This is a genomic window from Ruegeria sp. CK1 (genome assembly GCF_056536545.1).
The window spans coordinates 1,095,136-1,122,129 of record NZ_JBQFPX010000001.1; the positions used below are offsets into that span (position 1 = coordinate 1,095,136).

The 26,994-nt window shown below is 53.8% G+C and carries 27 protein-coding genes; 16 read left to right on the plus strand and 11 right to left on the minus strand.

Translation table 11 applies throughout. The annotated features are described in order from the left end of the window. Window positions 1-68 precede the first annotated feature (68 nt). The 6 genes from ACR0L3_RS05230 to ACR0L3_RS05255 are packed head-to-tail and all read left to right on the plus strand — an operon-like array spanning window position 69 to window position 5,753. Entirely contained in the window at window positions 69-668 is a 600-nt protein-coding gene (locus ACR0L3_RS05230; RefSeq protein WP_480744207.1) for an amino acid synthesis family protein, read from the plus strand. Beyond that, window positions 640-1,419, plus strand: a complete 780-nt coding sequence (locus tag ACR0L3_RS05235) for an alpha/beta fold hydrolase (protein WP_480744208.1) — start codon at window positions 640-642, stop codon at window positions 1,417-1,419. The genes ACR0L3_RS05230 and ACR0L3_RS05235 overlap by 29 nt, the downstream gene beginning before the upstream one ends. Further along, window positions 1,416-2,324 (plus strand): flavin reductase family protein, encoded by a 909-nt coding sequence (locus tag ACR0L3_RS05240; RefSeq protein WP_480744210.1) that lies wholly within the window; start codon window positions 1,416-1,418, stop codon window positions 2,322-2,324. Before ACR0L3_RS05235 ends, ACR0L3_RS05240 begins: the two co-directional genes overlap by 4 nt. 12 nt (window positions 2,325-2,336) lie before the next feature. After that, window positions 2,337-3,371 carry an LLM class flavin-dependent oxidoreductase gene (locus ACR0L3_RS05245; RefSeq protein WP_480744212.1) on the plus strand — a complete coding sequence of 345 codons (1,035 nt, stop codon included), beginning with the start codon at window positions 2,337-2,339 and terminating at the stop codon, window positions 3,369-3,371. Window positions 3,372-3,379: 8 nt separating this feature from the next. Continuing rightward, the gene (locus tag ACR0L3_RS05250; protein WP_480744213.1) at window positions 3,380-4,858 is read left to right on the plus strand and encodes an aldehyde dehydrogenase; all 1,479 of its coding nucleotides are present in this window, start codon (window positions 3,380-3,382) and stop codon (window positions 4,856-4,858) included. Between the two features lie 28 nt (window positions 4,859-4,886). Then, on the plus strand, window positions 4,887-5,753 hold the full coding sequence (locus ACR0L3_RS05255; protein WP_480744215.1) for an urea carboxylase-associated family protein: 867 nt from the start codon (window positions 4,887-4,889) through the stop codon (window positions 5,751-5,753). Here the strand turns inward: ACR0L3_RS05255 and argE are convergent. After that, window positions 5,750-6,907, minus strand: a complete 1,158-nt coding sequence (argE, locus tag ACR0L3_RS05260; protein WP_480744216.1) for an acetylornithine deacetylase — start codon at window positions 6,905-6,907, stop codon at window positions 5,750-5,752. The two genes, ACR0L3_RS05255 and argE, sit on opposite strands and share 4 nt — an antisense overlap. Beyond that, entirely contained in the window at window positions 6,904-8,088 is a 1,185-nt protein-coding gene (gene doeA, locus ACR0L3_RS05265; protein WP_480744218.1) for an ectoine hydrolase DoeA, read from the minus strand. The genes argE and doeA overlap by 4 nt, the downstream gene beginning before the upstream one ends. Here doeA and ACR0L3_RS05270 point away from each other — a divergent pair. The 10 genes from ACR0L3_RS05270 (at window position 8,087) to ACR0L3_RS05315 (ending at window position 18,091) form a co-directional block, all read left to right on the plus strand. Then, on the plus strand, window positions 8,087-8,284 hold the full coding sequence (locus tag ACR0L3_RS05270; RefSeq protein WP_480744220.1) for a hypothetical protein: 198 nt from the start codon (window positions 8,087-8,089) through the stop codon (window positions 8,282-8,284). The genes doeA and ACR0L3_RS05270 overlap by 2 nt on opposite strands. Continuing rightward, on the plus strand, window positions 8,281-9,426 hold the full coding sequence (locus ACR0L3_RS05275; protein ID WP_480744222.1) for a M24 family metallopeptidase: 1,146 nt from the start codon (window positions 8,281-8,283) through the stop codon (window positions 9,424-9,426). Before ACR0L3_RS05270 ends, ACR0L3_RS05275 begins: the two co-directional genes overlap by 4 nt. Further along, window positions 9,423-10,130: a maleate cis-trans isomerase family protein gene (locus ACR0L3_RS05280; protein WP_480744223.1), complete on the plus strand. Its 708-nt coding sequence runs from the start codon at window positions 9,423-9,425 to the stop codon at window positions 10,128-10,130. Before ACR0L3_RS05275 ends, ACR0L3_RS05280 begins: the two co-directional genes overlap by 4 nt. 148 nt (window positions 10,131-10,278) lie before the next feature. After that, window positions 10,279-11,370, plus strand: coding sequence for an ABC transporter ATP-binding protein (locus ACR0L3_RS05285; RefSeq protein WP_480744225.1), 1,092 nt, complete (start codon window positions 10,279-10,281; stop codon window positions 11,368-11,370). Window positions 11,371-11,482: 112 nt separating this feature from the next. Next, the gene (locus tag ACR0L3_RS05290) at window positions 11,483-12,574 is read left to right on the plus strand and encodes an extracellular solute-binding protein (protein ID WP_480744227.1); all 1,092 of its coding nucleotides are present in this window, start codon (window positions 11,483-11,485) and stop codon (window positions 12,572-12,574) included. Window positions 12,575-12,640: 66 nt separating this feature from the next. Further along, window positions 12,641-13,912 (plus strand): ABC transporter permease, encoded by a 1,272-nt coding sequence (locus tag ACR0L3_RS05295; RefSeq protein WP_480744229.1) that lies wholly within the window; start codon window positions 12,641-12,643, stop codon window positions 13,910-13,912. A gap of 5 nt (window positions 13,913-13,917) precedes the next feature. Then, window positions 13,918-15,129, plus strand: coding sequence for an ABC transporter permease (locus tag ACR0L3_RS05300; RefSeq protein WP_480744231.1), 1,212 nt, complete (start codon window positions 13,918-13,920; stop codon window positions 15,127-15,129). Window positions 15,130-15,289: 160 nt separating this feature from the next. After that, window positions 15,290-16,510 carry an aminopeptidase P family protein gene (locus tag ACR0L3_RS05305; protein WP_480744233.1) on the plus strand — a complete coding sequence of 407 codons (1,221 nt, stop codon included), beginning with the start codon at window positions 15,290-15,292 and terminating at the stop codon, window positions 16,508-16,510. A gap of 121 nt (window positions 16,511-16,631) precedes the next feature. Continuing rightward, entirely contained in the window at window positions 16,632-17,036 is a 405-nt protein-coding gene (locus ACR0L3_RS05310) for a group I truncated hemoglobin (RefSeq protein ID WP_480744235.1), read from the plus strand. Beyond that, window positions 17,033-18,091, plus strand: coding sequence for an adenylate/guanylate cyclase domain-containing protein (locus ACR0L3_RS05315; RefSeq protein ID WP_480744237.1), 1,059 nt, complete (start codon window positions 17,033-17,035; stop codon window positions 18,089-18,091). Before ACR0L3_RS05310 ends, ACR0L3_RS05315 begins: the two co-directional genes overlap by 4 nt. A 3-nt stretch (window positions 18,092-18,094) precedes the next feature. Here ACR0L3_RS05315 and ACR0L3_RS05320 read toward each other — a convergent pair whose 3' ends face one another. From ACR0L3_RS05320 to ACR0L3_RS05360, 9 genes are all read right to left on the minus strand, one after another. After that, window positions 18,095-18,709 carry a TetR/AcrR family transcriptional regulator gene (locus tag ACR0L3_RS05320; RefSeq protein WP_480744239.1) on the minus strand — a complete coding sequence of 205 codons (615 nt, stop codon included), beginning with the start codon at window positions 18,707-18,709 and terminating at the stop codon, window positions 18,095-18,097. Between the two features lie 79 nt (window positions 18,710-18,788). After that, complete coding sequence (ppk2, locus tag ACR0L3_RS05325; protein ID WP_480744240.1) at window positions 18,789-19,658, minus strand: polyphosphate kinase 2; 870 nt, start codon at window positions 19,656-19,658, stop codon at window positions 18,789-18,791. Window positions 19,659-19,707: 49 nt separating this feature from the next. Then, entirely contained in the window at window positions 19,708-20,655 is a 948-nt protein-coding gene (locus ACR0L3_RS05330; protein ID WP_480744670.1) for an alpha/beta fold hydrolase, read from the minus strand. A gap of 7 nt (window positions 20,656-20,662) precedes the next feature. After that, window positions 20,663-21,601, minus strand: a complete 939-nt coding sequence (metA, locus tag ACR0L3_RS05335; protein WP_480744241.1) for a homoserine O-acetyltransferase MetA — start codon at window positions 21,599-21,601, stop codon at window positions 20,663-20,665. A 39-nt stretch (window positions 21,602-21,640) separates the two neighbouring features. Beyond that, window positions 21,641-22,513 carry an ATPase gene (locus ACR0L3_RS05340; RefSeq protein ID WP_480744243.1) on the minus strand — a complete coding sequence of 291 codons (873 nt, stop codon included), beginning with the start codon at window positions 22,511-22,513 and terminating at the stop codon, window positions 21,641-21,643. Between the two features lie 49 nt (window positions 22,514-22,562). After that, window positions 22,563-23,459 (minus strand): DMT family transporter, encoded by an 897-nt coding sequence (locus tag ACR0L3_RS05345; protein WP_480744244.1) that lies wholly within the window; start codon window positions 23,457-23,459, stop codon window positions 22,563-22,565. A gap of 106 nt (window positions 23,460-23,565) precedes the next feature. Further along, the gene (locus ACR0L3_RS05350) at window positions 23,566-24,486 is read right to left on the minus strand and encodes a porin (protein WP_480744246.1); all 921 of its coding nucleotides are present in this window, start codon (window positions 24,484-24,486) and stop codon (window positions 23,566-23,568) included. 221 nt (window positions 24,487-24,707) lie between these two features. Further along, on the minus strand, window positions 24,708-25,925 hold the full coding sequence (locus ACR0L3_RS05355; protein WP_480744247.1) for an OmpP1/FadL family transporter: 1,218 nt from the start codon (window positions 25,923-25,925) through the stop codon (window positions 24,708-24,710). A gap of 123 nt (window positions 25,926-26,048) precedes the next feature. Next, window positions 26,049-26,951: a DMT family transporter gene (locus tag ACR0L3_RS05360; protein ID WP_480744248.1), complete on the minus strand. Its 903-nt coding sequence runs from the start codon at window positions 26,949-26,951 to the stop codon at window positions 26,049-26,051. Window positions 26,952-26,994: the final 43 nt, after the last annotated feature.

The following is a 26,994-nucleotide window of genomic DNA, read 5'->3' on the forward strand; positions in this document are numbered from 1 at the left end:
AAGTTCTTTCGTTTGTCAAAGCAGCCCCTGGCCGAGGATAGTTTGCCAACCAATTACAGGGGGCGCTTGTGCAGCCAAATATTCGGAAAGTCGTGACCTACGACGAAGAGGTTCTGGTCGAAGGGTTTCGCAAGGCAGACCGCCCATGGCGAATGTTCGCAGTGGCGGCCGTGGTCACGAACCCATGGGCCGGACGCTATGTCGAGGATCTGAGGCCTGAGATTTTGAGCTTTGCCCCCGTTCTGGGTGAGGAACTGACCGGGCGAATGATTGCGCTGGCTGGCAGCGGCGATGCAATTGAAGCCTATGGTAAGGCCGCTGTTGTCGGGCTGGACGGAGAGGTCGAGCATGCCTCGGGCCTGATCCACACTCTGCATTTCGGTAATCACTTTCGGCAGGCGGTTGGAGCGAAATCCTACCTGTCATTTACCAACACCCGAGGGCCAGCCAATGCTCCGATTATGGTGCCGCTGATGGACAAGAACGATGCAGGTCGCCGGTCGCATTACCTGACGCTGCAATTCTCCATTCCCGACGCACCGCGCGCTGATGAGGTTGTGATCGTACTGGGTGGGGCGACGACGGGGCGGCCGCACCATCGGATTGGAGATCGCTATCAAGATTTGAAGGATCTGGGTCATGACTTGGACAACCCAGCCTCGGTCTGAGTTTGGCGATTTGGCCGCAATTGATGCGGGGTCAGGGCCTTTGGTTGTTCTATTGCACGGTGTTGGTCTGCGGGCCGAGGCGTGGGGCGGGCAAATCGATGCTCTGGTGTCTGGCGGGTACCGGGTCGTTTGCCCGGACATGATTGGGCATGGCGAAACTCCATTTTTCGAACCTGATGGATTGGCTGGCTATGCTGCGTCGGTCGCCACGCTCCTAAACGAACCGGCAGTCCTTATCGGGCATTCAATGGGCGCACTGATTGCGTTGGATATTGCGGCATCGAACAATTCACCTGTCAAAGGCGTAGCTGCCTTGAATGCTATTTTCAATCGGCCAGAGGCGGCTCGCCAAGCAGTTTTAGCCCGCGCGCACGGATTGGACGAACGACAATCGAATGATCCTTCAGCTACGCTCCAACGATGGTTCGCGGATCAAGATTCTGCGCAGCGCGACGCTTGCGCCCGCTGGCTAAGTCAGGTCGATCCGTGTGCTTATAAGGCCGCCTATAATGTTTTCGCCGAAAGCGATGGTCCAACCAAAGCGCAACTTGCGGCAATCACATGCCCGACCTTGTTTATGACCGGCGCGGATGAGCCCAATTCGACCCCCAGGATGTCGCAAGAGATGGCCAATCTTTCACTGAATGGACGGGCGGAGATCATACTCGGCGCGGCACATATGATGCCCATGACCCATGCCTCTCAGGTCAATGCTTTACTGCTAACCTTCCTACAGGAGTGCCTGCCATGACTGTGCTGGATTCACGTGCTCTTCGAGACGCCTTTGGCAGCTTTATGACCGGAGTGACAGTGGTAACCGCCCGCGATGCAACTGGCGCGCCGGTAGGGTTCACAGCGAATTCGTTTTCTTCGGTGTCGCTTGATCCACCGCTTTTGCTTGTGTGTCCGGGCAAATTTCTTTCCAGCTTCGACGTTTTTTCGAGATGCAGCCATTTCGCCGTCAACATTTTGGCGGAAGGCCAGCAAGAGGTTTCGAACACCTTCGCAGGGTACAAAGGGGATCGGTTTGCAAAAGTGCCTCACCGAAACGGATTGCATGATCTGCCGTTGATCGATGATTCGATTGCGCAGTTTAGTTGCGAAACACATCAGGCCATTTCGGCTGGCGACCATATGGTGCTTATAGGCCGTGTGCTGGAGTTCTCGCACATGGCTGGCGACGGTCTGGGGTATGTTGGCGGATCGTATTTCAGTCTGGGGCTTGAACGTGAGATGGACGCGAAGGACCCAACGGTTTGTGGTGCGATCATTACATATGACGACAAGGTGCTGTTGGAGCGAGAAGGAGATACTTTTCGCCCCATACTGGTTTCAGGAGCAGAGCGCGGCGGTCAGCGAAACCGCTTAGCGCAAGGGTTGGCAGATCGCGGTATCAATCCCCGTATTGAACAAGTCTACTCCTCGTTCAACGATGCCGATTCCAAGCTGCACTATACGTTTTTTCTGGCGCCGATGGATCAGGTCGTCCGGCCTGAAAACACAGAATGGGTTTCAGTCACGAACCTGCCCAATCTGACTTACGCCTCGAAAGGCATTCAACACATGATGACCCGCTTTGCGCGTGAGGCCGAGACCGGGGACTTCGCCCTGTATCTGGGCGATGCCGAGCGCGGCGACATTCACAGTTTTCGCTAAAGGAGCCGATTGATGGAGTTTTCGCTGTTTGCCCATATGGAGCGTCTGACGCCCGATCAGCCCCATGACGTCCTGTATGACGAATTTGTTGGACTGGTAAAGATGGCCGACGAGGGCGGAATGCGCGCAGTTTGGACAGGCGAGCATCACGGGATGGAGTTTACAATCGCGCCCAACCCATTCCTTTCCTTGGTCGACCTAGCGCATCACACGAAGAACGTTCGCTTGGGCACAGGTACCGTGGTGGCCCCGTTTTGGCATCCGATCAAACTGGCCGGTGAAGCGGCAGCGGCTGACCAGATCACCAAAGGTCGTATTGAGCTCGGAATTGCGCGGGGCGCATATTCCTTTGAATACGAGCGTCTGGCACCTGGTATGGATGCTTGGGAGGCGGGGCAAAAAATGCGCGAGTCTACTCCTTTGTTACCTAAAATATGGCAGGGAGATTGCGCGCATGAAGGCGAATTCTATTCGTTCCCTGCGACGACCTCGGCCCCAAAACCGCTGCAGGATGGTGGTCCACCGATCTGGATCGCGGCGCGTGATCCAAACAGTCACGAGTTCGGTGTTCACAACGGGTTCAACATTCAAGTCACTCCGTTGTGGCAGGGCATGGAAGAAATCGAAACGCTGATCGGCCGATTTAACGATGCCTGTGACAGCTACGCTGGTTCGCGGCCTAAGATCATGTTGCTGCATCATACCTATGTCGGCAGGGACGACGCGGATGTGGCACAAGGTGTCGAAGACTTGCGGCGCTATTACAACTACTTCGGTGCGTGGTTTTTGAATAAACGACCGATACAGCAGGGTCTCATAGAGCCGATTTCACAAGAAGAAATGGATGCCAATCCGATGTACAGCAGTGAGAAATTGGGTCGCGATCTAACGGTTGGGACAGCTCAGCAGGTGATCGACCGCATCAAACGATACGAGGATCTGGGCTATGACGAGTTTTCGTTCTGGGTCGATAGCGGCATGACAAATGACCGCAAACGCGCATCTCTTGCGCGGTTCATCGACGACGTCATGCCAGCTTTTCAGTGAGGACCAACATGGGAAATCTTCCACATTTTCAGCTGTTCATTGATGGTGAGTGGACCGAAGGGTCTGGTTCTCAGGTGATGACCTCGGAGAACCCGGCTACGGGGCAGGGATGGGCCACGTTTGCTTGCGCGTCTGTTTCGGACGTTGATCGCGCTGTTTCAGCGGCAAAACGCGTTTTGAATGATCCTACGTGGCGGGACATGACGCAAACAGCACGTGGTAAGCTATTGTATCGACTGGCTGACCTTGTAGCCGAACGTGCCACCGTGCTCGGAGAATTGGAAACTACAGACAGCGGAAAGCTGTTGGCAGAAACCTCGGCGCAGACCGGGTATGTCGCAGACTACTACCGCTATTTTGCGGGGCTTGCTGACAAGGTTGAGGGTACTGTTCTGCCCATCGACAAGCCGGATATGCACGTCTTCACCACGCGCGAGCCGATCGGCGTGGTCGCCGCCATTGTGCCGTGGAACGCGCAGATGTTTCTGACGGCAACAAAGCTGGGCCCGGCCTTGGCGGCAGGGTGTTCAGTGGTACTTAAAGCCTCGGAAATCGCACCTGCGCCGATGCTGGAATTTGCCCGCCTGATCGAACAAGCCGGGTTCCCGCCCGGTGTCGTCTCGGTCATCACCGGGGATGCCGAGAACTGTGCCATTCCGCTGACACGTCATCCTGACGTCGACCGGATCGCATTTACTGGGGGGCCGGAAACTGCGCGGCATGTGGTGCGTAACTCAGCTGAGAATTTCGCCGTTACTTCTTTGGAACTGGGCGGAAAGTCCCCGATATTGGTTTTTGAAGATGCCGATTTGGATGGCGCCGCAAATGGTTTGATTGCAGGAAACTTTGGGGCCTCAGGCCAAAGCTGTGTAGCGGGGACCCGCGGCTTAGTGCATCGGTCGATCATAGAACCATTGATAGAGTTGATTGAGCAGAAGGCGAGCGCCATCAGATTGGGCGACCCGTTGCAGGCGGATACCCATGTGGGTCCGCTGTGTACTGCAGCTCAGGTAGAACGGATTGAGGAAACGCTGGCCAAAGCTAAAGGGCAGGGTGCCACAATTCGGTTTGGTGGTTCTGCTGCGGATCGTCCAGGCAACTACATGACACCCACACTGGTTCAGTGTACGTCGCCTGAGACAGAAACCCTGAAAGTTGAGATGTTCGGGCCTGTGATGTCTATCTTGCCTTTCGACACCGAGGATGAGGCGATTGAACTGGCAAATAGCACGCCCTACGGTTTGGGTTCTGGCGTCTTCACGCAAAATTTGGCACGGGCACATCGGGTTTCGAAACGGATCAGAGCAGGGATTTGCTGGGTGAACACATATCGAGCGATCTCTCCGATTGCACCATTTGGTGGCTTCAATCAATCGGGCTATGGGCGTGAAGCCGGGGTTGAGGCGATCCTAGATTATACCCGCACCAAAACCACTTGGATCAGCACCGCGCAAGAGCCGATGGCGAACCCTTTCGTAATGCGCTAAGCCTGTGAAAAAGCAGGGGAGAGCGCTCATGAAACTTGAACATCCGAACTTCGCGGCACCCGTAGATGCGGATGAGCGTAAGGGCATTGCTCCGGTTATCTGCTATCCGCCTGAAACGCTGAAGCAACCAGATCTGACCTGTTTGACAGAGCTGAGGCAAAAAGCGATCAAAACGGCTGAGGCTACAGCGGCTCCTAGAGATGCCACATGTATCGACGTCCCTGCGGGGGCGTTCGTCCGTGTGGTGTCGGTCGATGGCCCGCAGGTCGGTGATCTGAACATGTGGAACAAACACGACCTGACTGAGCGGTTTTATTCTGGCAAAACACGCGCGCTTCATGGCACGCATCTGTCGACCGGAGACCGCATGTGGTCGAGCTTTCCCAATATGCGACCAATGGCGACCGTCGTGGACGACACGCTGGATTGGTACGGGTTCGACGATTTTGGCGGCTCGGTCCATGACGTCATAGGGACTCGCTGTGATCCCTATACAGGACGGCTGTTGACCGGTGATGACTACCACTATTGCTGCCACTCAAACCTGACCCGCGCGCTCGCCGACCATTGCGGCTTGCCTTTGCATGAAGCCGAGATGTTGGTTCATGACGTGCTGAACGTGTTTATGTGTACCGGTTTCACCCGGGACACGGGACAGTATTTCATGAAAGCCAGCCCAGTGCGCCCAGGCGACTTCCTAGAGTTCTATGCCGAAATTGACCTGATTGTTGGTCTCTCAGCCTGTCCCGGAGGGGATTGCTCGTCCGAGCATTCCTCGGATGCAGCAGCCTGCTATCCTCTGGTCATGGAAGTCTATGATCCGGGCGAAGCGGCGCGCGCTGCACATGTTCAGCCACCGCGCTCAGCTTATGACCGCACGCACGGGACTGGCTAAGCGATTAGCCGACGCCCCAGGCGGCTGAGCATTCGGCAGCACAGGTCGAGCTGTTCGATCTCGACATATTCATCCGCTTTGTGCGCTTGCGTGATCGAGCCCGGCCCGCAAACGATTGCATGCACACCCAATTGCTGAAACAGCCCGGCCTCAGTGGCAAAGGCGACAACGCCGGTGCCGTTGGCCCCTGTCAGTTCGGTCACAAGTGTGCGTGCCGCGTTTTCATCCATGGGTTCTAGGCCTTGAACCTCGGCCACGGCCTCTTGCGTGATGGTGGATTCGGGATGAACCGCCTGCATCTCGGGCAATAGGGTATGTTGCACATAGTCTGACAAGGTTTTCTGAACCAAATCGGCATCGCTTGATTGAACAGGGCGCATTTCCCAGGCAACCTCGGCCTTACTGGCGATGACGTTGTGTGCGACACCTCCTGATATGCGGCCAACATTAACCGTGGTCCAAGGCGGTTCAAACGGGCTACCCTTCGGCGCGCGAGACTTTAAGATGTGGCGCAATTCCAGTAGTTTGCCGATATAGCGTGCCGCGTATTCTGCAGCGTTCACGCCGTCATCGGGGGCTGAACTGTGACCTTCGAGACCCGTAAAGCTGGTGGTGTATTCAAAACAACCTTTGTGCCCTTCGATCACGCGCATTTCTGTGGGTTCACCGATGATGGCGATATCGGGGACGATTCCGCGTGAGGACAGGTCGTTCACAAGGTTCTGCGCGCCCAAACAGCCGGTTTCCTCGTCATAGGTAAACGCAAAGTGCAAAGGTTGGGTAAGCGTGTCGGGGTCCAGTGTTTCGGCGAATGCAAGGGCAGCTGCAATGAACCCCTTCATGTCGCAGGCACCACGGCCGTATAACTTACCGTCCCGTTCTATCATTTGAAACGGGTCTGTAGTCCAATCTTGATCAGCCACGGGCACTACATCTGTGTGACCGGACAGAAGAATGCCACCGGGCGTGTCCGGTCCCAATGTTGCAAAGACATTAGCCTTGGCGCCAGTTTCATCGCGTGTTTCGATGCAACGCGCGCCCAGCGCTTCAAGTCGCTCGGTTAAATAATGAATGATTTCAAGATTGCTGTCAGCGGATACCGTTTCAAACGAGATCAAGTCAGCAAGGATTTCAGTAGTTCTGAGTAGGGTCATGGCTTTACGAATAGTTTACGCGGCCGGTTGCAAAAACACTCGGCGGGTCCGGTTTCAGTAATCAATATTGACTCGGTGATCTCAAGGCCCCAATCGTCCATCCAAAGGCCGGGCATGAAATGGAAAGTCATGCCGGGTTCCAAGACGGTCTCATCCTCGGGGCGCAGGGAGATTGTGCGCTCTCCCCAATCCGGTGGGTAGCTCAGGCCCACAGGATACCCGCAGCGCGCGCCACGCTCAATTCCGGCGCGTTCCAGCGGGGCGGCCAGAGCAAGTGCAATGTCGCGCGCTTGGTTGCCTGCGCGGGCGGCTTCCAAACCGGCTTCGAGCCCCTCTACCAGCGCCGCTTCAGCCCTAAGTAAGTGATCGGGCGGTTGCCCCAAGAATACAGACCTGCAGAATGGTGTGTGGTAGCGACGATAACAGCCGGACAGTTCAAAGAATGTGCACTCGCCGGACTTGAAAGGAGCGCCATCCCAAGTCAGATGCGGGGCGGCTGCATCAGAACCCGAAGGTAGCAGCGGTACGATTGCAGCATAGTCGCCCCAATCGTCGTCTACTCCCAAAACCGCGTCGTGATAGATTTGCGCGACCAGTTCGTTTTTACGAAGGCCGGGTTCTATTCGCTCCAAAACACCGTCAATTACATGTTCAGAGATTTTGGCGGCTTTGCGCATCAAGGAAATTTCCTCGTCGGATTTAACTGCACGCTGCCAGTTTACCAGAGCATTTGCATCGACCAGTTCTGCCGCAGGTAATTCCCTAACCAAGGTCAGATGCGCCTTGGCCGAGTAATAGTAATTGTCGAGTTCAACTCCGATCCGGGCAGAAGCTAACCCGCAGTCGGAGATCAATTCAGCAAGGTCCTGCATCGGGTGGCGGATCGTTGATTGCACATAGTGATCTGCATAGCCGTAGACACGGTCATCTGACATCCATACCGTGCGCCGCGCGCCATTGGCGTCCTGTTTGCGGCCCCACCAAATGGGATCTTGGTTATGTAGGATTAATACGCCCTGATGCACATAGAAGGACCAGCCCTCATATCCTGTTAACCAAGCCATGTTTGATGGGTCTTCAACGAATAGCGCATCAAGCCCTGCTTCAGTCATAGCAGTGCGCGTCTTTGCCAGTCGGCGGTCGTATTCCGATTGGCTGAAGGCCGGATTGGCGTGTGCCATGGGCAACTCCTATGGTGACCGAGTTTTGTTGACAGAACTCGACGGATCGGATCACGTCAATGGGCAACACATGAAAGACACTCACTTGAAAATTACATCCAACCCCTATCGTGGTGGCAAGGAGCTGATTGAGGCCGTGCCATACCAGCCTGCTGCAACTCGCGTTCGTTGTTCGCGTTCCGAGGTGGCAGAATGAGAGGTTTTGACACTTCAGAATTCCAGTCTCGGACTACACTCGCGCAACGTCGCATGGAGCAGGCGGGTTTATCGGCGCTTCTGCTGACCACCGAACCTGAAATCCGCTATTTCACCGGTTACCTGACTCGCTTCTGGGAAAGCCCGACGCGCCCGTGGTTTTTGATTATTCCTGCAAGTGGGAAACCGATTGCCGTCATCCCATCGATCGGAGAAGCCTTAATGGCACAAACCTGGGTTGATGACATTCGTACTTGGAGCGCGCCGGATTTGACCGATGATGGCGTCAGTCTTTTGGCTGAGACCTTGCGCGAAATCTGCCCCTCGGGTGGCGACATAGGTCTACCGGACGGGCACGAAACCCATGTCCGCATGCCTATGGCCGATCTTCAGAGGCTACAACACGAACTTGGAAACCGCCGTCTTGGAAGTGACAACGGAACGCTCCGTGCGCTTCGGATGGTCAAGTCTTCCGCTGAGATTAGTAAGATAGAGACCGCGTGCACCATTGCCGGCCGGGCATTTGAACGCGTTCCCGAAATAGCCAAAAAAGGTGCTAGGCTAGATGAAATCTTTCGCCGCTTTCAGATGTTATGCCTGGAAGAGGGGGCGGACTGGGTTCCTTACCTTGCTGGTGGCGCAGAGCAGGGCGGTTATACGGATGTAATTTCTCCGGCACGCGCAACCGCGCTGAAACCGGCAGACGTTCTGATGCTGGATACCGGTCTGGTTTGGGATGGATATTTTTGTGACTATGATCGCAATTGGTCAGTCGGCCCCGCAAGCACTGAGGTCCGCGATGCCCATGCCACGTTGATCGAGGCCTCAGATGCTGCCTTTGATGCTGCGCGCCCAGGTAAAACAGCGGCCGATCTTTACAATGTCATGAACACCATTTTGTCTCGAAAAAGTGAGGACACCGGTGCAGGTCGTTTGGGGCATGGGTTGGGGATGTCGTTAACAGAATGGCCATCTCTGACCCCTACGGACCACACCGTTCTGGAGGTCGGAATGGTCTTGACGTTAGAGCCAGGCATCGCGGTCGGAGACAAAATTCTAGTTCACGAAGAAAACATCGTTATCACTGAAGGGGAACCGCGTTTTATCAGCCCCCGAATAGGAGCGGAGATACCTCAGATATGAGTTACCTGAAATACACGCTGGACGAAGATGATCCTAACGCTTCGCCAATGGGGCTGATCGTGTTGCAGACCGACGAAACCATTGAGCCCGAGTTTAACGCCTATTTTGCTGATAGAACTTGCCCGATCTATGTTTCGCGAATTCCGAGCGGCAAAGAGGTGACCACGGATTCGCTGGCAGAAATGGAAGAAGCCCTGCCTGCTGCTGCCGATCTTTTACCAAAAATCCGTCCTTACAAGGTTGTCGGGTATGGGTGTACATCAGCCAGTTCAGTAATCGGCTCAGCAAAAATTGAGAGAATGGTTCAAAAGACCTGCAAAGCAGAGGTGGTGACCAACCCGTTGCGTGCAGCCTCGGCCTGCGCAGCACAACTAGGAGTTTCAAAGTTCGCGCTGCTGTCGCCTTATATCGAAGAAGTGAACGAGCCCCTACGTCAGGCATTTGCAGAAAACGGTGTATCGATGGATGTTTTTGGCTCGTTCGGAGAAGCTGAAGAATCGAAAGTTGTGCGGATCTCCCAGCGTTCAGTTGTTGACGCAGCGCTTAAACTTGGAGCTGATCCTTTAGTTGAAGCTGTTTTTATAAGCTGCACAAATCTAAAGACTTTTGATGCAATCCCTGAGGTCGAGAAGCATCTGAAAAAGCCTGTTTTGTCAAGTAATCAAAGCCTTGCTTGGCATATGCGTCAGCTGAATTTTGCGTAAAGGTTGACCGTTTGCCTCAAAAATTGTCATGACACTGACATATTTTGGTTGCGCGCCGAGCCTCGCCTGTCCTTAAATGGCGCCGAATGGTCTTTGAGATCCGGATAACCGGGCAAGCAATAGGCCGCACAGGGAGCCAAGTCGGTATATGTCCAATGACGCTGCGTTCGTCGAATTTCAACGTGTGCAAAAATCTTACGATGGTGAGATTCTCGTTGTAAAAGATCTAAACCTCTCAATGCCAAAAGGTGAGTTTCTAACGATGCTGGGCCCGTCAGGGTCGGGCAAAACCACCTGCTTGATGATGTTGGCGGGGTTTGAAACTGCCACTCATGGCGAGATCATGCTGGACGGACGTCCGATCAATAACATTCCGCCGCACAAGCGCGGAATCGGAATGGTGTTTCAAAACTACGCGTTGTTTCCGCATATGACCGTGGCCGAAAACTTGTCCTTTCCTTTGGAAGTCAGGAAAATGGGCAAGGATCAGCGCGAGGAAAAGGTTAAGCGAGCCTTGGATATGGTTCAGATGGGTGCCTTTGGCAGCCGTCGTCCGGCGCAATTGTCCGGTGGGCAGCAACAGCGGATCGCTCTGGCGCGGGCGTTGGTGTTCGAACCTGAACTGGTGCTGATGGATGAACCTTTGGGTGCGCTGGATAAACAACTGCGTGAACATATGCAGTTTGAAATTACCCGACTTGCGCATGAACTGGGCATCACCACCGTATACGTTACCCACGACCAGACCGAAGCTCTGACGATGTCTGATCGGGTTGCGGTGTTTGATGATGGTCGAATTCAGCAACTGGCTCCTCCGGATCTTTTGTACGAAGAGCCGGAAAATAGTTTTGTTGCTCAATTTATCGGTGAAAACAATACTTTGGAAGGTGTTGTTAAATCACTGGATGGCGACTCGTGTGTTGTGGCGCTGGACGATGGGTCAGAGATCGATGCCAAGCCTGTCAATGTTCACAAAGCGGGCGAACGAACCAAAGTGTCGATCCGTCCGGAAAGGGTTGAGTTCAACAAAGACCGTCTGCACGCAGATGCACACACACTAAAGGCGACGGTGAAAGAGTTCATCTATATGGGTGATGTGTTCCGGTTCCGCCTCTCTGTGGCGGGCAATGATGACTTCATCATTAAAACTCGGAACGCGCCGGATGCGATCAAATTGCATCCAGGCCAGGAAGTCGAAATCGGCTGGCTGGCTCAAGACTGCCGGGCGCTGGACGCCTGAGCTGATAACTTCCCGCGCAATCCGCCCGGAGGCGCGGGACACTCAGATGATCGGGTTGCCCCGTGATCCGATCTTCAAAACTAAAATTAACGGGTATAACAGGGAGTTAACTATGAAAGTGACTAAATCCACTTTGCTGGCCAGTGCAGTTGCTGCAATTGCTGGCAGCGCAATGGCTGAAGAGATGACGATCGTCTCGTGGGGCGGTGCATACTCAAAGTCGCAGCTGAAAGCGTACCACGAGCCCTATTCCGAGAAGACGGGCGTCACCATCCTGAACGACGACAGCTCGGCCGAAGCTGTTGCTAAGCTGCGCGCGATGAACGAGGCGGGCAACATCACTTGGGATGTGGTTGATGTTGTCGCCGCAGATGCGATCCGTCTGTGTGACGAAGGTCTGGCGCTTGAGATCGACTTTGACACCCAACTGGCTCCGGCGCCCGATGGCACACCCGCATCCGAGGACTTTGGTGATCTGCTGGTCAGCGACTGCTTTATCCCGCAGATCGTATACTCGACAACTTTCGGCTATCGCACTGATTTGGTAGGTGACACACCGCCGACTGAAATATGCGCAGTGTTCGACCTTGAAAACTACCCAGGTAAGCGCTCGCTAGAAAAGCGTCCGATCAACAACATGGAATGGGCCCTGCTATGCGACGGCGTAGCCAAGGATGACGTTTATGATGTCCTGGCAACCCCTGAAGGGCAGGATCAGGCTCTGGCGAAACTGGATACCATCAAAGACAGCGTGGTCTGGTGGTCCGCAGGTGCAGACACGCCGCAACTGTTGGCCGACGGCGAAGTTGTCATGGGTTCAACCTACAACGGTCGTTTGTTCAGTGTGATCGAAGAGCAGGACCAGCCAGTAGCAATGCTTTGGGACGCACAAGTGTTCGATCTTGATGGCTGGATCATCCCAGCTGGTCTGAGCGAAGAGCGTCAGCAGCGCGCACTGGATTACATCATGTTCGCAACTGACACGCAGAGACTGGCGGATCAGGCCAAGTACATTTCGTATGGTCCTGCTCGTGCATCCTCGGCACCGTTGGTGGGGCAGCATGCTGAACTGGGAATCGACATGGCACCACACATGCCGACTGATCCGGAAAACGCCAAGAACACGTTCCTCTACAACTACGAGTTCTGGGCTGACTACCGCGATGATATCGACGCCAAATTCCAGGCGTGGCTGGCTCAATAAGCCTGTTTTGTAACGCTCGGTTGGGGCCGCCGCTGGCCCCGACCCACTAAAATCCAAGGGACGCAGATGACTGACGCTACTCAATCCGGTCCGATGCTGGCCGCAGATGGCACGCCTCTGAAAAAATCGCTGGCGCGTTCCTTGCGACGTCGCAAACTTCGGGCGCTGGCCCTTGTCGCGCCCTTGTTGCTATTTGTACTGCTCTCGTTTGTTATCCCGATCGTATCGATGTTGTTTAGGTCGGTTGAAAACGGCATCGTTGCTGAAACGCTGCCACTTACTGTGGTTGAGTTAAGGAATTGGGATGCCGAAAGCGGAGAGCTGCCGGACGAATCCTTATATGCCGCATTTACGAAAGACATGCTCGCCGCCATAGATTCGAAAACTCACACGAGGCTAGGTTCTCGTCTGAACTATGAACAGACCGGTATGTCCTCAATGTTCCGAAAGTCTGGTCGTAATATCAAGAAATTAGACCCCGAGGCCGACGCGCCGTTCAAGGAAAAGCTGATCGAGATTCACGATGGCTGGGGTGATGTTGAGACGTGGCGCACGATTAAGACACACGCGGTTCCAATAACAAATGGGTATTTTCTGAACGCGGTCGACATGCGCCGAACGCCAGAAGGCGCGCAGGCGCAGCCCGAAGACAAGCAAATCTTGATCAAATTGTTCGGGCGCACACTGTTTATGTCATTGGTAATCACCGGAGCCTGCATCCTGTTGGCTTATCCGGTTTCGTACCTTCTCGCGACTTTACCAATGCGGATATCAAACCTGTTGATGATCCTCGTTCTGTTGCCGTTTTGGACGTCGCTCTTGGTACGAACCTCCGCGTGGAAAGTGATGCTGCAACAGCAGGGCGTCATCAACGAAACTCTGGTCTGGTTGGGGCTTGTGGCGGATGATGCGCGCCTTGTAATCATTAATAACCAGTTTGGCACGATCATCGCGATGACTCACATTCTGCTGCCGTTCATGATCTTGCCGATGTATTCGGTTATGCAGACAATCCCGCCATCCTACACGCGCGCCGCCAAGTCTATGGGCGCGACCAATTGGACGACGTTCTGGCGGATTTACTTCCCGCAATCCATTCCCGGGATCGGGGCAGGGTCGATCCTCGTGTTCATTCTAGCGATCGGTTACTACATCACGCCCGAGATTGTGGGTGGCACCAAGGGTGTATTCATTTCAAACCGAATTGCATACCACATCTCATCCTCATTGAACTGGGGGTTGGCTGCGGCTCTTGGGACGATTTTGTTGGCGGTCGTTCTGCTTCTTTACTGGGTCTACGACAAGATCGTAGGCATCGATAACGTCAAGCTGGGATAAAGATCATGGCAGCACTTACACCAATATCCCGCAAGCCGTTGTCTGTTGTCCTGCCGGCGGTTGCAATCGCCGGAGGGTTCCTCGGTATGTTCGTTGGGGCAGGACAGGGCAGCGTCCTGCTTGGCATCATAGTTGGCGCAGCACTGATGGCGGGCCTTGCCTGGCTTTACATCACTGTGCTGGACAACGAACGCGTGGCGCGCTGGATCACCATTTTGGGCCTAGGCGCCATCGGTTTCTTCTTTGCTGGCTTAACCGGGCTAATCGTAGGTCTTTTGGCCGGCTGGTTTTTTGCGTTCTTTATCTTCTGGCTGTACGAAGGGCGTTATCGCCGAAAACTGTTGCCTTACCTAACGGGTCGTCAGGTTTTCGATCACTATCTGTTTCGGGTGATCTGCGGCGCAATCTTCGTTTTCCTGATCACGCCCATCCTTGTGGTCCTGCCACTGTCGTTCAACGCGCAGGACTTCTTTACGTTCACACCCGAGATGCTGCGACTGGACCCAGAAGGATATTCGCTGAAGCACTACCGCGATTTCTTTACGAACAATGAGTGGCAGCGTAGTTTTAAGAACTCACTCATCATCGCCCCGATTGCGACCTTCATTTCGGTGTCACTGGGAACACTGGCCGCGATCGGTCTGAGCCAGTCACATGTTCCGGGGCGTCGGGCGATCATGGGTATCCTGATCTCGCCGATGATCGTGCCCCTGATCATCTCGGCCACGGGTATGTTCTTTTTCTACAGCGACATCGGACGCTTCCTTGAAGGAACGCTGGGAATGGACAAGAACTTTGTTGGCTATGTCAAAGTTGTCCTCGCTCACGCTGTTCTGGGGATCCCCTTCGTAATCATCACGGTGACCGCAACGCTGGTCGGGTTTGACCAGTCGCTGACGCGCGCGGCGGCAAATATGGGCGCAGGACCGGTTCGGACGTTCTTCAAGATTCAGATGCCGCTGATCTTGCCGGGTGTGATCTCAGGTGGTTTGTTCGCATTCATCACGTCATTTGACGAGGTTGTGGTGGTGTTGTTTGTTGGGTCGGCCAGTCAAAAGACGCTGCCTTGGCAAATGTTCACCGGCCTTCGTGAACAGATCAGTCCAACCATTCTGGCAGTGGCGACCATCCTTGTGGTGATCTCGATAGCACTGCTAACTACGGTAGAACTGCTTCGGCGGCGGTCTGAACGGCTCAGGGGGCTCAGCCCGGCTTGACGCGACTCGAAAGCTGATTTAGCGATTTCACCATGCACCCCGGTCACGATGGCGTCGTGACAAAGCGCGGGGTGCATGGCTCTCGGTTCCCGAGGCCGCTCGTCCTGAACGCCGGGACTTGTGGCCGGGCGGTGCCTGTCCGGCATTGAGGAGAGACCAAATGAAAGACCTAAACAATCGCCCCGAGTTCTTCACCAGCCACAACGGTGAAAAAGCGGCTTTGCCGTTCAGCAAGGCCGAATACAACCGGCGGCTATCTAACCTGCGAGCGACAATGGCTGCACGCGATATCCCGGCAGTCTTGCTGACTTCAATGCACAATATCGCCTACTACTCAGGCTTTTTGTATTGCGCATTCGGTCGTCCTTATGGCTGCGTCGTGACGCAGGATGCCTGCACAACAGTTTCGGCAAACATTGACGCAGGACAACCCTGGCGGCGGTCTGTCGAAGAGAACGTAATCTACACTGACTGGAAGCGGAACAATTACTGGCGCGCGGTAGCCAAGCTGATTGGTTCGGTCCGCCGAATTGGTATTGAAGGCGATCACTTGACTTTGGCCATGCGCGACACCGCGCTGGACATGCTGGGCGGGCCTGAGCTTGTGGACATAGCCCCGGATACAATGGCTGCTCGGATGGTGAAGTCTGCGGAAGAGATTGAGTTGATCAAAGGTGGCGCGCGTACAGCGGATGTGGGCGGCGCTGCCATTCACTCTGCTATTCGAGAAGGCGCGACCGAGATTGAGATCGCTATGGCCGGACGCGACGCGATGGAGGCTGAGATTGCACGGGCTTATCCAGACGCCGAATATCGCGACACATGGGTTTGGTTCCAGTCCGGCCTGAACACCGATGGCGCGCATAACCCGGTTACCAAACGTGCATTGGAGAACGGCGATATCCTGTCGCTGAACACGTTTCCGATGATTTCCGGCTACTACACTGCTCTGGAACGGACGTTGTTCCTTGGTGAGCCAGACGCCGAAAGCCTGCGCATCTGGAAAGCCAACGTTGCCGCACATGAACTCGGCCTGAGCCTTATTAAACCCGGCGCGACATGCTCAGGCATCTGCGAAGAGATCAACCGCTTCTTCGCGGACGAAGGCCTGCTGCAATATCGCTCGTTTGGTTATGGTCATTCGTTCGGTGTTCTTAGTCATTACTACGGTCGCGAGGCCGGATTGGAATTGCGCGAAGATATCGACACGGTGCTAGAGCCCGGCATGGTTGTTTCTATCGAGCCGATGCTGTGGATTCCCGAGGGCCAAAAAGGAGCCGGCGGTTATCGAGAGCATGACATCCTGGTTGTCGAGGAAACCGGCGCGGAAAACATCACCGGTTTCCCGTATGGGCCCGAGCACAATACAATCAGTGCCTGATTTATCGGCAGGAGGGGTGCTCAGCCCTTCCTGCCACTTCTTTTAAGACCGCGTTCCTGTTGTAGGTGCCCTATGGAACCTTGCATTAGCGTTAACAAAACTGTCAGTATGATATAAACTTGTGGCGTTGTTTTTAGCTAATGTTTGGGTGTGTAGTTTGGGGCAGACAATCTACGAACGGTATGGCGGGTTCAAAACGATCAGTCGAATCGTAATGACTTTCTATGAAATGGCCTTGGATTCCGATCAGATTGGCGTTCATTTCGAAGAAATTGACATGCCGCGCCTGATCGATCATCAGACCAAATTCGTTTCTTCTTTGGTGGGCGGACCAGCTTCATTCAGTGATGAAAGAATAGAAGCTGTACATCGGAACCTTAACATCTCACACGAGGACTTTGATGAGATGGCCGAGTTGTTTGCCGAGGCACTTTCAATGCATGGGATGCGGGAAGATCATGTCAAGATAGCCTTACAAGCCATTGAATCGAAACGCGCAATTATTGTAACGCGTAGCGCGGCATGAGCATTCTAGCGATAAACGAACAGTTGCTGCGCGCAATCGGTGTGGGCGTGGCGGTGGTGCGGGCTTCTGACCTGACATTTGTGTTCCACAACGGGCCATTCGCTGAATGGTTTGGTGCTCCGGTCGAAGGACAAACATTGCTAGATATTCTACCTTCGCTGGACCCACGCGAAATAGACGATGTCAAGCAATCCGGGCTTCGTCATTCTGTTGAATTGCAAATTAAGCCAAAACGCAGAACGCTGATATTTGCCACGACAGTATCGCTGGCAAACGGATTGTCGGAACAGGTTTTGGTTGTTGAGTGCCAAAACATAACGCGCATTCGCGAGCTTGAAAGTATGATCGACAGTTATTCGACCATGGTCGAGCGCAATACGCGTGAATTGGAACGTGAGAAAGAGCGGGTCGAGAGACTGCTACTGAACCTGATGCCGAAGGCTGTATATGAAGAGTTCAAAACTTTCGGCGTTGTCACACCACAGCTCTATGACCAGGTGTCTGTGGTGATGCTGGATTTCGTAGGGTTCACGGATTTCGCGGCCAAGACTGACCCAACCGTTACGCTCAGCGAGTTGAATGACATCTTTACCGCCTTTGACCGCATCGTAGAACAATTCGGCTGCGAGCGGATTAAAACCATCGGCGATGCCTATCTGGCGGTGTCTGGTATGCCGGACCCAACCCCGGATCACGCGACCGCCGTTGCCCATTGTGCGGTCCGCTTTCTGCGGTATCTAGAACGACGCAACGAAAGCCATCCACACAAATGGCAAGCAAGGATTGGACTGGGTACCGGCGCGGCAGTCGGGTCTGTGGTTGGAATCCAGAAATACGTTTATGATGTGTTTGGTCCGGCGGTGAACATTGCTTCACGCCTGCAAGTATTTGCGAATCCAATGAAAATCGTTGCTCCAGAAGAAATGAAATATGCTTTGATCGACGAATTCCAGGTTTCGGATCTTGGTCCTGTGGATATCAAAGGCATGGGCACCATGGAACTTATCAACGTCACTTCGGGCCTGAGTGCCCCGCGGCCGTTGTCCAGATTCTGAGTATCAATCGTCCTGCGGAACCAGTCCGAGGCCGCGTAGGTAGATGCCTATACCACTTTCAAGCAAATCTTCCGGCGGGAAGGGTGAGCTTGCTCCGGTATTTCGAGCGAACAGTTCTACAACACCATGGCTCATGGCCCAAATATGGGCGCTAAACATTGACGCCGGTGGGCGCTTTTCCGGCGGGATGTGCTGCGAAAGATCAGCTGCAGCCTTTTCTAAAACACCCTTCGCTCGGTTCGCGGCCAGTGCCAATTCGGGTGTTCGATTGATAGAAATCCCACTTTCGAACATGGCGATGTAATGGCCGGGATGTTTTCTAGCAAAGGCCAAATAGGCTCGGCCTGTTGCCTCGAATGCAGCTAATGCAGAGGGCTGACCTTTGTCATAGGCGTATTGCATCAGGTCGGCGAACATCTCAAACCCTTGGCGGGCGGCCTCGGCGATAAGGTCCTCACGCCCTTGAAAATGCCGATAGACCGCAGCAGGAGTGACACCCGCTGTCTTTGCTGCTTCGGACAGGGTAAAGCCGGTCGGACCTTTTTCTTCAATCAAGGACAGCGCTGCCTCAATCAGCGCTTGCTTCAGGTTCCCGTGGTGATACCCGCGTTTCGTCATTCCTGTTTAAGCTGCCTTTGTTGTTTAAGTTAGAGGAATGAATGACATAAGTCGCGCGGGGGTGTTCGTCCACTCACGTTCAGGCATCCCAGACTTCAGGTCCGCCGCAGATCTTTGCATCATTGGGACCGATGGCGTCCTCGTCTTTTTCGTCATAGTCCAGCGCATGCAACACGGTGCGAATAGCCGCAAGACGTGCCCGCTTTTTGTCGTCTGACCGCACAATGGTCCAAGGGCAATGTTCGGAATGGGTGCGTGTCAGGGTCTCTGAAATCGACTCGCTGTATTCGTCCCATTTGTTCAGGCCGGCGACGTCGATCGGGCTGAGTTTCCATTGTTTGAGCGGATCGGTCTCTCGTGCTAGAAACCTATTCAACTGTTCGGCCCGGCCAACGTTCAGCCAGAACTTGAACAGTTTGATCCCATCATTCACAAGACCGGTTTCCAACGGCAGAACTTGCCGGAAAAACCGCTCGCGTTGCTCAGCCGTGCAGAACCCGAATACGTTTTCGACAACGCCCCGATTGTACCAGCTACGGTCGAAAAACACGATTTCGCCAGCAGCGGGCAGGTGGGTTACGTAACGTTGGAAATACCATTGGCTGCTTTCTGTATCCGACGGTTTGCTCAAGGCCACGTTACGCGCCCCGCGAGGGTTCAGATTTTCCCGGAACCGCTTGATTGTACCGCCTTTTCCAGCTGCGTCGCGACCTTCGAAGATCAAAGCGACGCGTTGGTCGGTTTCTTTTATCCATGACTGCGTTTTCACAAGTTCAATCTGCAGTCTTTCCATTTCTTTTTCATAATCCTTACGTTTCATGCGTTCGTCGTAAGGGTATGTCGGGTTCAGGATGTCGTCTTTCTTGGACTTTTCAATGGCAGACCGTACCTCTTTCGGCGCGTCTTTCTTGAAGTACTTTTCAATGGAGCCTTTTTCGGAACGGGCCATGTGTTACCTCGCCATAAAATCCATATCCTACTATGGATTAGCCGCGAGATTAACGCAAACCCGCACGTTGCGCTGCGCGGTCAATGGCGGCGGCGACCTCTGGGGCGGCAACGACCTGCGGCATATGACCAATACCCGGAAGTTCGATAAGTTCAGCGCCGGGAATTTGTTCGATCAACCGGTGAGAATGCCAGCCTAAACCCACAGTGTCATCAGCGGTACCGTGGACGATTTCGGTTGGAACATCGATTTCGCCATAGCGGGGCTGCAAAGCGCGAACCTCTTCCAGCAGGTTAGCGCGTTGTTTGGCGTTTGCACGCATTGATGCGCGACGCATAGTAAGGCCGGGACCGAAATGATCCGCATAACCATCAGGCGCTGTTTGTGGCGCGAACACTTGGTCCAGAGCCTTTTCTACGTACCATTCGGGAACAAACGATGTGACAAAGGGCAGGGCGGTCGCGCTGCCGGTCGTCGTCGACGCTAGTCTGTTAAACCCGTCCAGAGGCGTCTCCCATGGGATTGCAGCTGGTGCGATCAGGACAAGGCCAGCGATGTTTTCCGGCCGCGTCACGGCCCACGCAAGCGAGACAGACCCGCCATAGCTTTGCCCGGCGACGATAGGTTTATCAGCACCCAAAAGTGCAGCCGCTTTTTGCAGGATAGCCGCTTGTTCTTCAATAGTTTCCCCGTCGGGGTTGAAGCTGTCGCTATAGCCTAGGCCTGGGCGATCGAAAACGATTACGCGGAAGTTCTCGGCCAGGATCGGGGCCAGCGCAAACGTCATGTCACGTGTATTGCCGCTGGACCCGTGGATAAGCACGACGTCAGGCCCTTCGCCCATTACCTCTGCGTGCACCGAGACGCCGTCTACGTCAATGATCTGACCTTCAGGCGGGAAAGCTGCTTCGGCGCGGGCTTCGTTTCGCGCAGCGCGCCAAACAGCAACGGCCCACAACATGACCAGAAGGGTCAGAGTTATGAGGCCGAAGCGCATCATCCACTCAGGCCCTGAGATCGGTCATATCCATCCCGATCCGGCTTATGTCATAGGGCGTGGTGCCGTAAATCTCACTGATCCAGTTGCCATATAGAAGATGCGCGTGACTGCGCCACCGGTTTTGCGGTGTCTGGCTTGGGTCGTCATTCGGGTAGTAGTTCATCGGCACGTTGATCGGAGTACCATTCGCAACGTCGCGATCATACTCTTGCTTCAGAGTGTCACTGTCATATTCGAAGTGATTGAATATATAGAGCGCACGATGGGCCGGGTCTTCCACCAAACAAGGCCCGACATCTTCGCTGCCTATCAAAGTATTCAAACCGTCTGCCGCGTCGATTTCATGCTGTTTCATCTCGGTCCAACGACTGACAGGGATGACGCAATCATCTGAAAACCCCCGCAGAAACGGTGAAGCGGGACTTTGGTTTGCGTGACGAAAACAACCAAATGCCTTGGCGTCGAGCATGTGCTTTTTGACACCGTGGAAATGGTTGATCATGGCCATCCCACCCCAGCACACGCCAAAGGTGGAATGAACGTTGGTTTGCGTCCATTCAAACACTTCGCGCATTTCGTCCCAATAGGTGACGTCTTCGAATTCAAGATGCTCAATCGGAGCACCGGTGATGATCAGGCCGTCAAACTTTTCATTCTTTACATCTTGAAAGGGACGATAGAACTCAGCCATGTGTTCGGCGGCTGTATTCTTGGTGCGATGCTCGGTCATGCGGATCAAAGACAAATCGATCTGTAACGCAGTTGCTCCGATCAGGCGCGCGAACTGATTTTCCGTCTGAATCTTTTTGGGCATCAGATTAAGAAGGCCGATCCTCAGAGGACGGATGTCTTGGCGCATTGCCTGATCCTCGGCCATGACCGAGACGCCCTCTTTCGTGAGAACATCAAACGCGGGCAGGTCGGAGGGGATCTTGATCGGCATCAGGTACAAGCCTTTGGAGTTATTGTGTAGAGGCGGTAGTTAAGTGCGGTTTGCGCTAGTCTCAAGAGTTTGCTCGATCAACTCATCGAAATCACTGGCGTCGCGGACTTTGTGCATGTCATCAGCGGTGACGGTTACACCCCAGTTATCCGCCATCGCTTTATATCGCGGTTGGCGATGCGCCAGGGCCTGCGCATAGGTCCAGCGGATAAAGGCGTTCGGGTCTACGTCTTCGGCACTGCAACCATGCTGCTTAAGGTATTCATCCCAAACATTGGTAAGAAATTCTGGCTGATACGACATCGGTTTGGGCGCTTTGTCGAAGCGTTTAATCAGTTCAGCGGTATGGTCTTCATCCCCTTGAATCCAAATCATTAACGTTTGTTTGGACAGTTCGGACAACACATGATCCCTGGGGTTCGAGGGATCAACCCATTCACAGATTGACCCACCAGTGTCGCAAATGAAATGTGGGTACTGATACAGACGCTGTGCCCGGTCGATAAAGTATTCAGTGTCCAACAGAGCGTGGATTTCGGCTTGGCGAAACTGTTCCTGCCTGCGTCGATACTCGGGTAAGTCCAAGCCACCCAATTCAGCGTTACCAGGCTTGCCCAGGTAAGCGGCTACTGGGGTCAGGTTCTCGAAGGAAATGTTTGACCCGATAAAGATCGAATCCGATAGCAAAAGCTCGCGCAGAAAAGGGACACGCATCGCCTCTGCTTTCGCGTTGTCGGCGATGTATTCACCCATGTACCGGGTACCAATGCGGTAATCGATTGAATAGTGAAACCAATCGCCGGAATCCCTTAGAACGTTCGAAACATACGTTTTGCCCAGCCCCGACATGCCAAAGAATAGCACCTTCTTTCGCGCAGCATTGCGCCAGTCATTTGCTGAGCTGTAGATCATGAACGCTATCCCTCTTTTCCGACCTAGCTAAAACGCGTTTACGGCGGCGTCAATCGCGCGCGCCTGAGCGGTTGAGGATCAGAAGCCCGAGAGCGAGGATTGCGAAGCCTAAATAGGCCTGTGGGGGTAGGGCCTCATCCCGCAGGACAGCACCCAAAACAATGGCGACTGGAGGAATGACAAGGGTGACAAGCATAAGGTTTCCCGCCCCGGCCATGGCGAGAACCCGATAATACAGAAGATACGCACCAGCCGTTGCGATGAGAGCGTAATATCCAATTGCAAGCCATGTGGTTATCGGAAGGTCTAACCGCGGTGCGCCGTCGACCATCAGCATGACCGGCAGGATCAACACGGTTGAGCCGGTAAGCATACCAGCTGCAGCGACGACTGGCGGCAAGTCCGACAATGTCACACGCGCCCATGCACCAGCTAAGGCGTATGAAATTGTTCCAAGGATAATTGCCAACTGAGCGGCGCTTTGAAGGTCGAAACTAGCAAAATTCTTAACTCCAATTGCGATCGCGACGCCTAGAAACCCGAGGCCGACCCCAATTGCTCGTGACGGGGTCAGACGCTCATCCTGAAACAAAAGCGCGGCGGTGATGACGCCAAAAATGGCTGTCGCCGCATTCAGAATCGAGGTCAATCCCGTTTCGATGTAAAGTTGTCCCCAAGCCATTAAGGAGAATGGTATCGCGTTGTTTAACAAGCCCATAACGGCAAACGAAAGCCAGACACGAGGGCTGCGCGGGACCGGCAGCTTCTGGAACCAGACGACCAACCAAAGGGCCAGCATCGCCCAAAAGACGCGATGAAATACTGAGGTCATTACTGGGATCGTATCCAAAGCTATCCGGATCGACACAAAGGAAGCGCCCCAAATCAAGCCCAGTAAAAGAAGCTCGGCCCACGCTTTCGGAGACAGATGTTTTTGTTTTTCCATAAGTCCTTCTCGCAGTTGGGGAGGGTCCGTTCGACCCGGAACTTGCGCAAACAGAAACCCCGCCCTTAAGGACGGGGTTTCAACGGCTTTTAGCAGATTTTGGTATTTAGAAAATTGAGTCGCCCAATGTTGTAAGAGCGTTGTGGCGTGGTGCCATGGCTGCCCGGGCAACACTGTTAAGCGGAGTAGCCGCATTGCGATCACCCAGAGGGAAAGTCAGACCAAGGCGAATTGTGTCGATGTCGCCGCTAGCACTGCCAATATCGATGTCGGTTCTCGCCAATTCCAGTGAAACCTGAGCTGGAAATTCGCTGATCGCAAGCAGGTTGTAGTCAACGCCGATACCGAAAGTGGTGAAGTCCGTGTCAAGATCACTGAACGATTGATGCACGAGACCAGCATAGGTGCCCCAGCCGCTGGCAAACTGGTAATAACCACCAACGCCAATGCTGTACAAATCCAGATCAGCACCACCACCGGACACATCGCTGCGGACGTAATGACCGCCGAAAGAAGCGCTATCTGAAATTTGATAGCGGAACAGTGCACCGATGTCGGTCCAATCTGCTCCGCCCGGCAGGCTAGGTGAGGTCGTGGACTCACCGATCCAGGCCTCGAAACCAACACCTTCGACAACATAGCCACCTGAAATACCATAGGAAATTACGTCGCTCGACAGGCTGAAGCCCAAACCGGTGTCCAAATCTGAGTCCGCATAATCAAGATAGCCGCCCAAGACACCACCGCTGTTGAACTGATAGTTCAACGTGGTTCCAAAATCGAACACAGATGCGTCGCCTGAGACATCATCCAGATCGACGTTGTAGTACTTGGCGTCCAGGCCCCAATGTAAGCCGTTGTCAAAACTAAGAGTACCAGTTGCGTCCCCAGTGAAAGTGCTGAAGTCACCACCATCGTCTGACACGGATGACTGACCATATCCCAAAGTTGCTGCCCCGCGAAACTCCTGGGCGTTGGTTGCTCCTGCAGTCATGGAAATGAGTGCTAGAACTGAAATTTTGCTCATCTTCAACAATGTCGTTCCTCGTCTTTTTGTTGTTCGGCTCCCGTATATGACTTGTCTCTGAGCCGAAAGTTGAAATGTCACTGTGAGATGGGTTTGTTAGGAAACGTTTGTAAGTTTCAGTAAATATTAAAGAAAACGAATTAGTTTTTTGGAACATAGCCAGTGCACATAGAAAAACCCCGCCAAAAATGGCGGGGTTTGCTGGTTTTATCTTGTTCTGATTAGCTGAGCGAGTAAGTGATCTGGAAGCCAACGCTCCAAGCACTGTTACCAGTGAAGGTCGCGCGGTTGCCTTCACCTGCACCGTTCGCAGTGGCGTCTCCGATATCAGTGTATTGTACACCGCCCGAGATTTTAGCACGTTCCAGCGAATAAGTGCCGCCGAGCCCAATGCTCCAGAAGCCATCTGTCGGCCCAAGGTTGGACACCGGGTTACCCTGAGAGCTCTCGTAGCCCAAAGTGACCGCTCCCGAAAACTCTTCGGAGAATTGATATCCCATGCCGAGCGAGTACGTCCACGTGGCCTCTTCATAGTCGACCAGGTTGATACCTGTCAGACCGGTGTAGACTGGAGGAGCATAAACTGTCTGCGGCCAGTCCACCCAACGTACCGATCCGAACAGCAGAGTTTTCGGCGCAACACCAGTCTGGAAGTCGAGGTTTACGGATTGAGGGGTTACAACTTCGGTTGTGGAGTCCGCGCTTTCCCGACTTACAATAGGAATGCCGGGAGGAAAAATAACTCCGCTAATAAAGTCGTTTGCCTCGGTTTGCTTCAAATCATGCGTGATTTTCGAGTTGTAAGTCAAAGAAACGCGGGCCGCGATGTCGGGTCGCTCCCACGCAACACCAACAACATAGCCAAAATCGATTTCGGCATCTGTTTCAACGCGGTAACCACCCTCGGGCGAGGCCAAGCCGGCGCCTGCAAGTGGAACGGAGACGCTCGCTTTCAAGCGTTGGGCGCGGACACCACCAATGGCGCTGAACCCATTGTCGAACTTGTAGCGCAGAAGTGCAGTTATTGCGTCAGTGTCCGCCTTCGCACGAAGAATGTCTGTTGTACCGCCAAAAGGGGACAGTACGTTCTGCGAAATTGGGTATTCTTCCGAATACTCTACATCCGCCCCAAAAGGCTGATCATAGATCAGTGCAAGATCAAGGTTCTCGGTCAGAGCAGCTTTATACGCAAGGTGCGGTGTGAAAAAATCGTTCGCGACATTGCCCGAGTCAATTCTTTCGCCTTCAGTTGGGCTGCCAGGGATTTGGTCAACCATCGAACCGCTAACGTCCGGCGAAGTGTAGCCCAAACGGAATTGTGCCACCGATCCTTCTTCGAACAGGATGTTTACACCTTGTCCGCTGCGATCCAGGCCGCCTGCATAGGCACTGGTTGCCCCAACGCTTAGTGCGCACGCCTGTAATAGCGCTTTTTTCATTGTGTCCTCCCTAAAGGTGTCATTCAGGCGTGATCCCGTATCGAGTGGTTAAGATCAGCCTGCCTCGTGGTGCTGGATACTTTCTTAACCCTTGTTTAACCGTCAACTGGTGACGGTGCGTTACTACTGACCAGAGTGACGGGAATCTGTTGCTAAACTGTTACGATTTTCGGCTTGCACGTTCAGAAAAATGCCCGAAAAGATCACAGCAGCCCCCAGAAGGGTCCAGTGATCCAGCGGCTCGTGGTACAGAATCATGCCCACAACAGCGATTGTGGGTAGGCGGGCAAAATCGAAGGGAACTACCACTGTGGCTGGGGCGATTGCCAGCGCATTGGTTATACAATAATGCGCCAACAGACCCGCGAGACCCACAAGCAACAAAAAGGGTGCCGTAGAGAGTGTCGGGAGCGAGATTTGACCGTCAGCACCTGCGGCGATCAAACCTAGGACTGCCTGCATGACAGTCAGCCAAAACATTATGCAGCCGATGCTGGCGAACTGAGTTAGCTTTTTGGTGGAAATGGTTGTTAGTGCGAAGAAAACTGCGGCCAAAGCAGCGGCAAGAACGCCTGCATTCAATGGAACAGCACCAGGGCGGGCAACGATCAAAATACCCGTAAATCCAATTAGAGCGGACAGCACACGAACTGGTGTCAGCCGTTCACCTAGCAGCAATGGAGACAACAGAATGACCCAAATTGGCAGTGTGAATTCCAGTGCGAAAACCTGAGCCAAGGGGATTACCGTCAGCGCATAGAACCAAAGGTTCTGACCTATGAAATGCATCAAGTTTCGAATGCCTTGCAAACCAATCCGGTAGGTTGAAACCTGGTGCCATTTTCGCGTCAGCGTTAGAACTAGCGCCACAACGCAAATACCAACGAGGCTTCGGTAAAGCATGATTTCGAAGGTGTCATGGTTCACGCTTAACTCGCGCCCCGCGACGGCCATGGACGAAAATGACACGATTGCACCGGTCATCCAAAGCGCGGCCTTGCCGATTTGCGGTTTACTGCTGTCCATACAATTGCCTGCGAGAATCACGAATATCTGGATTGAAAATTAT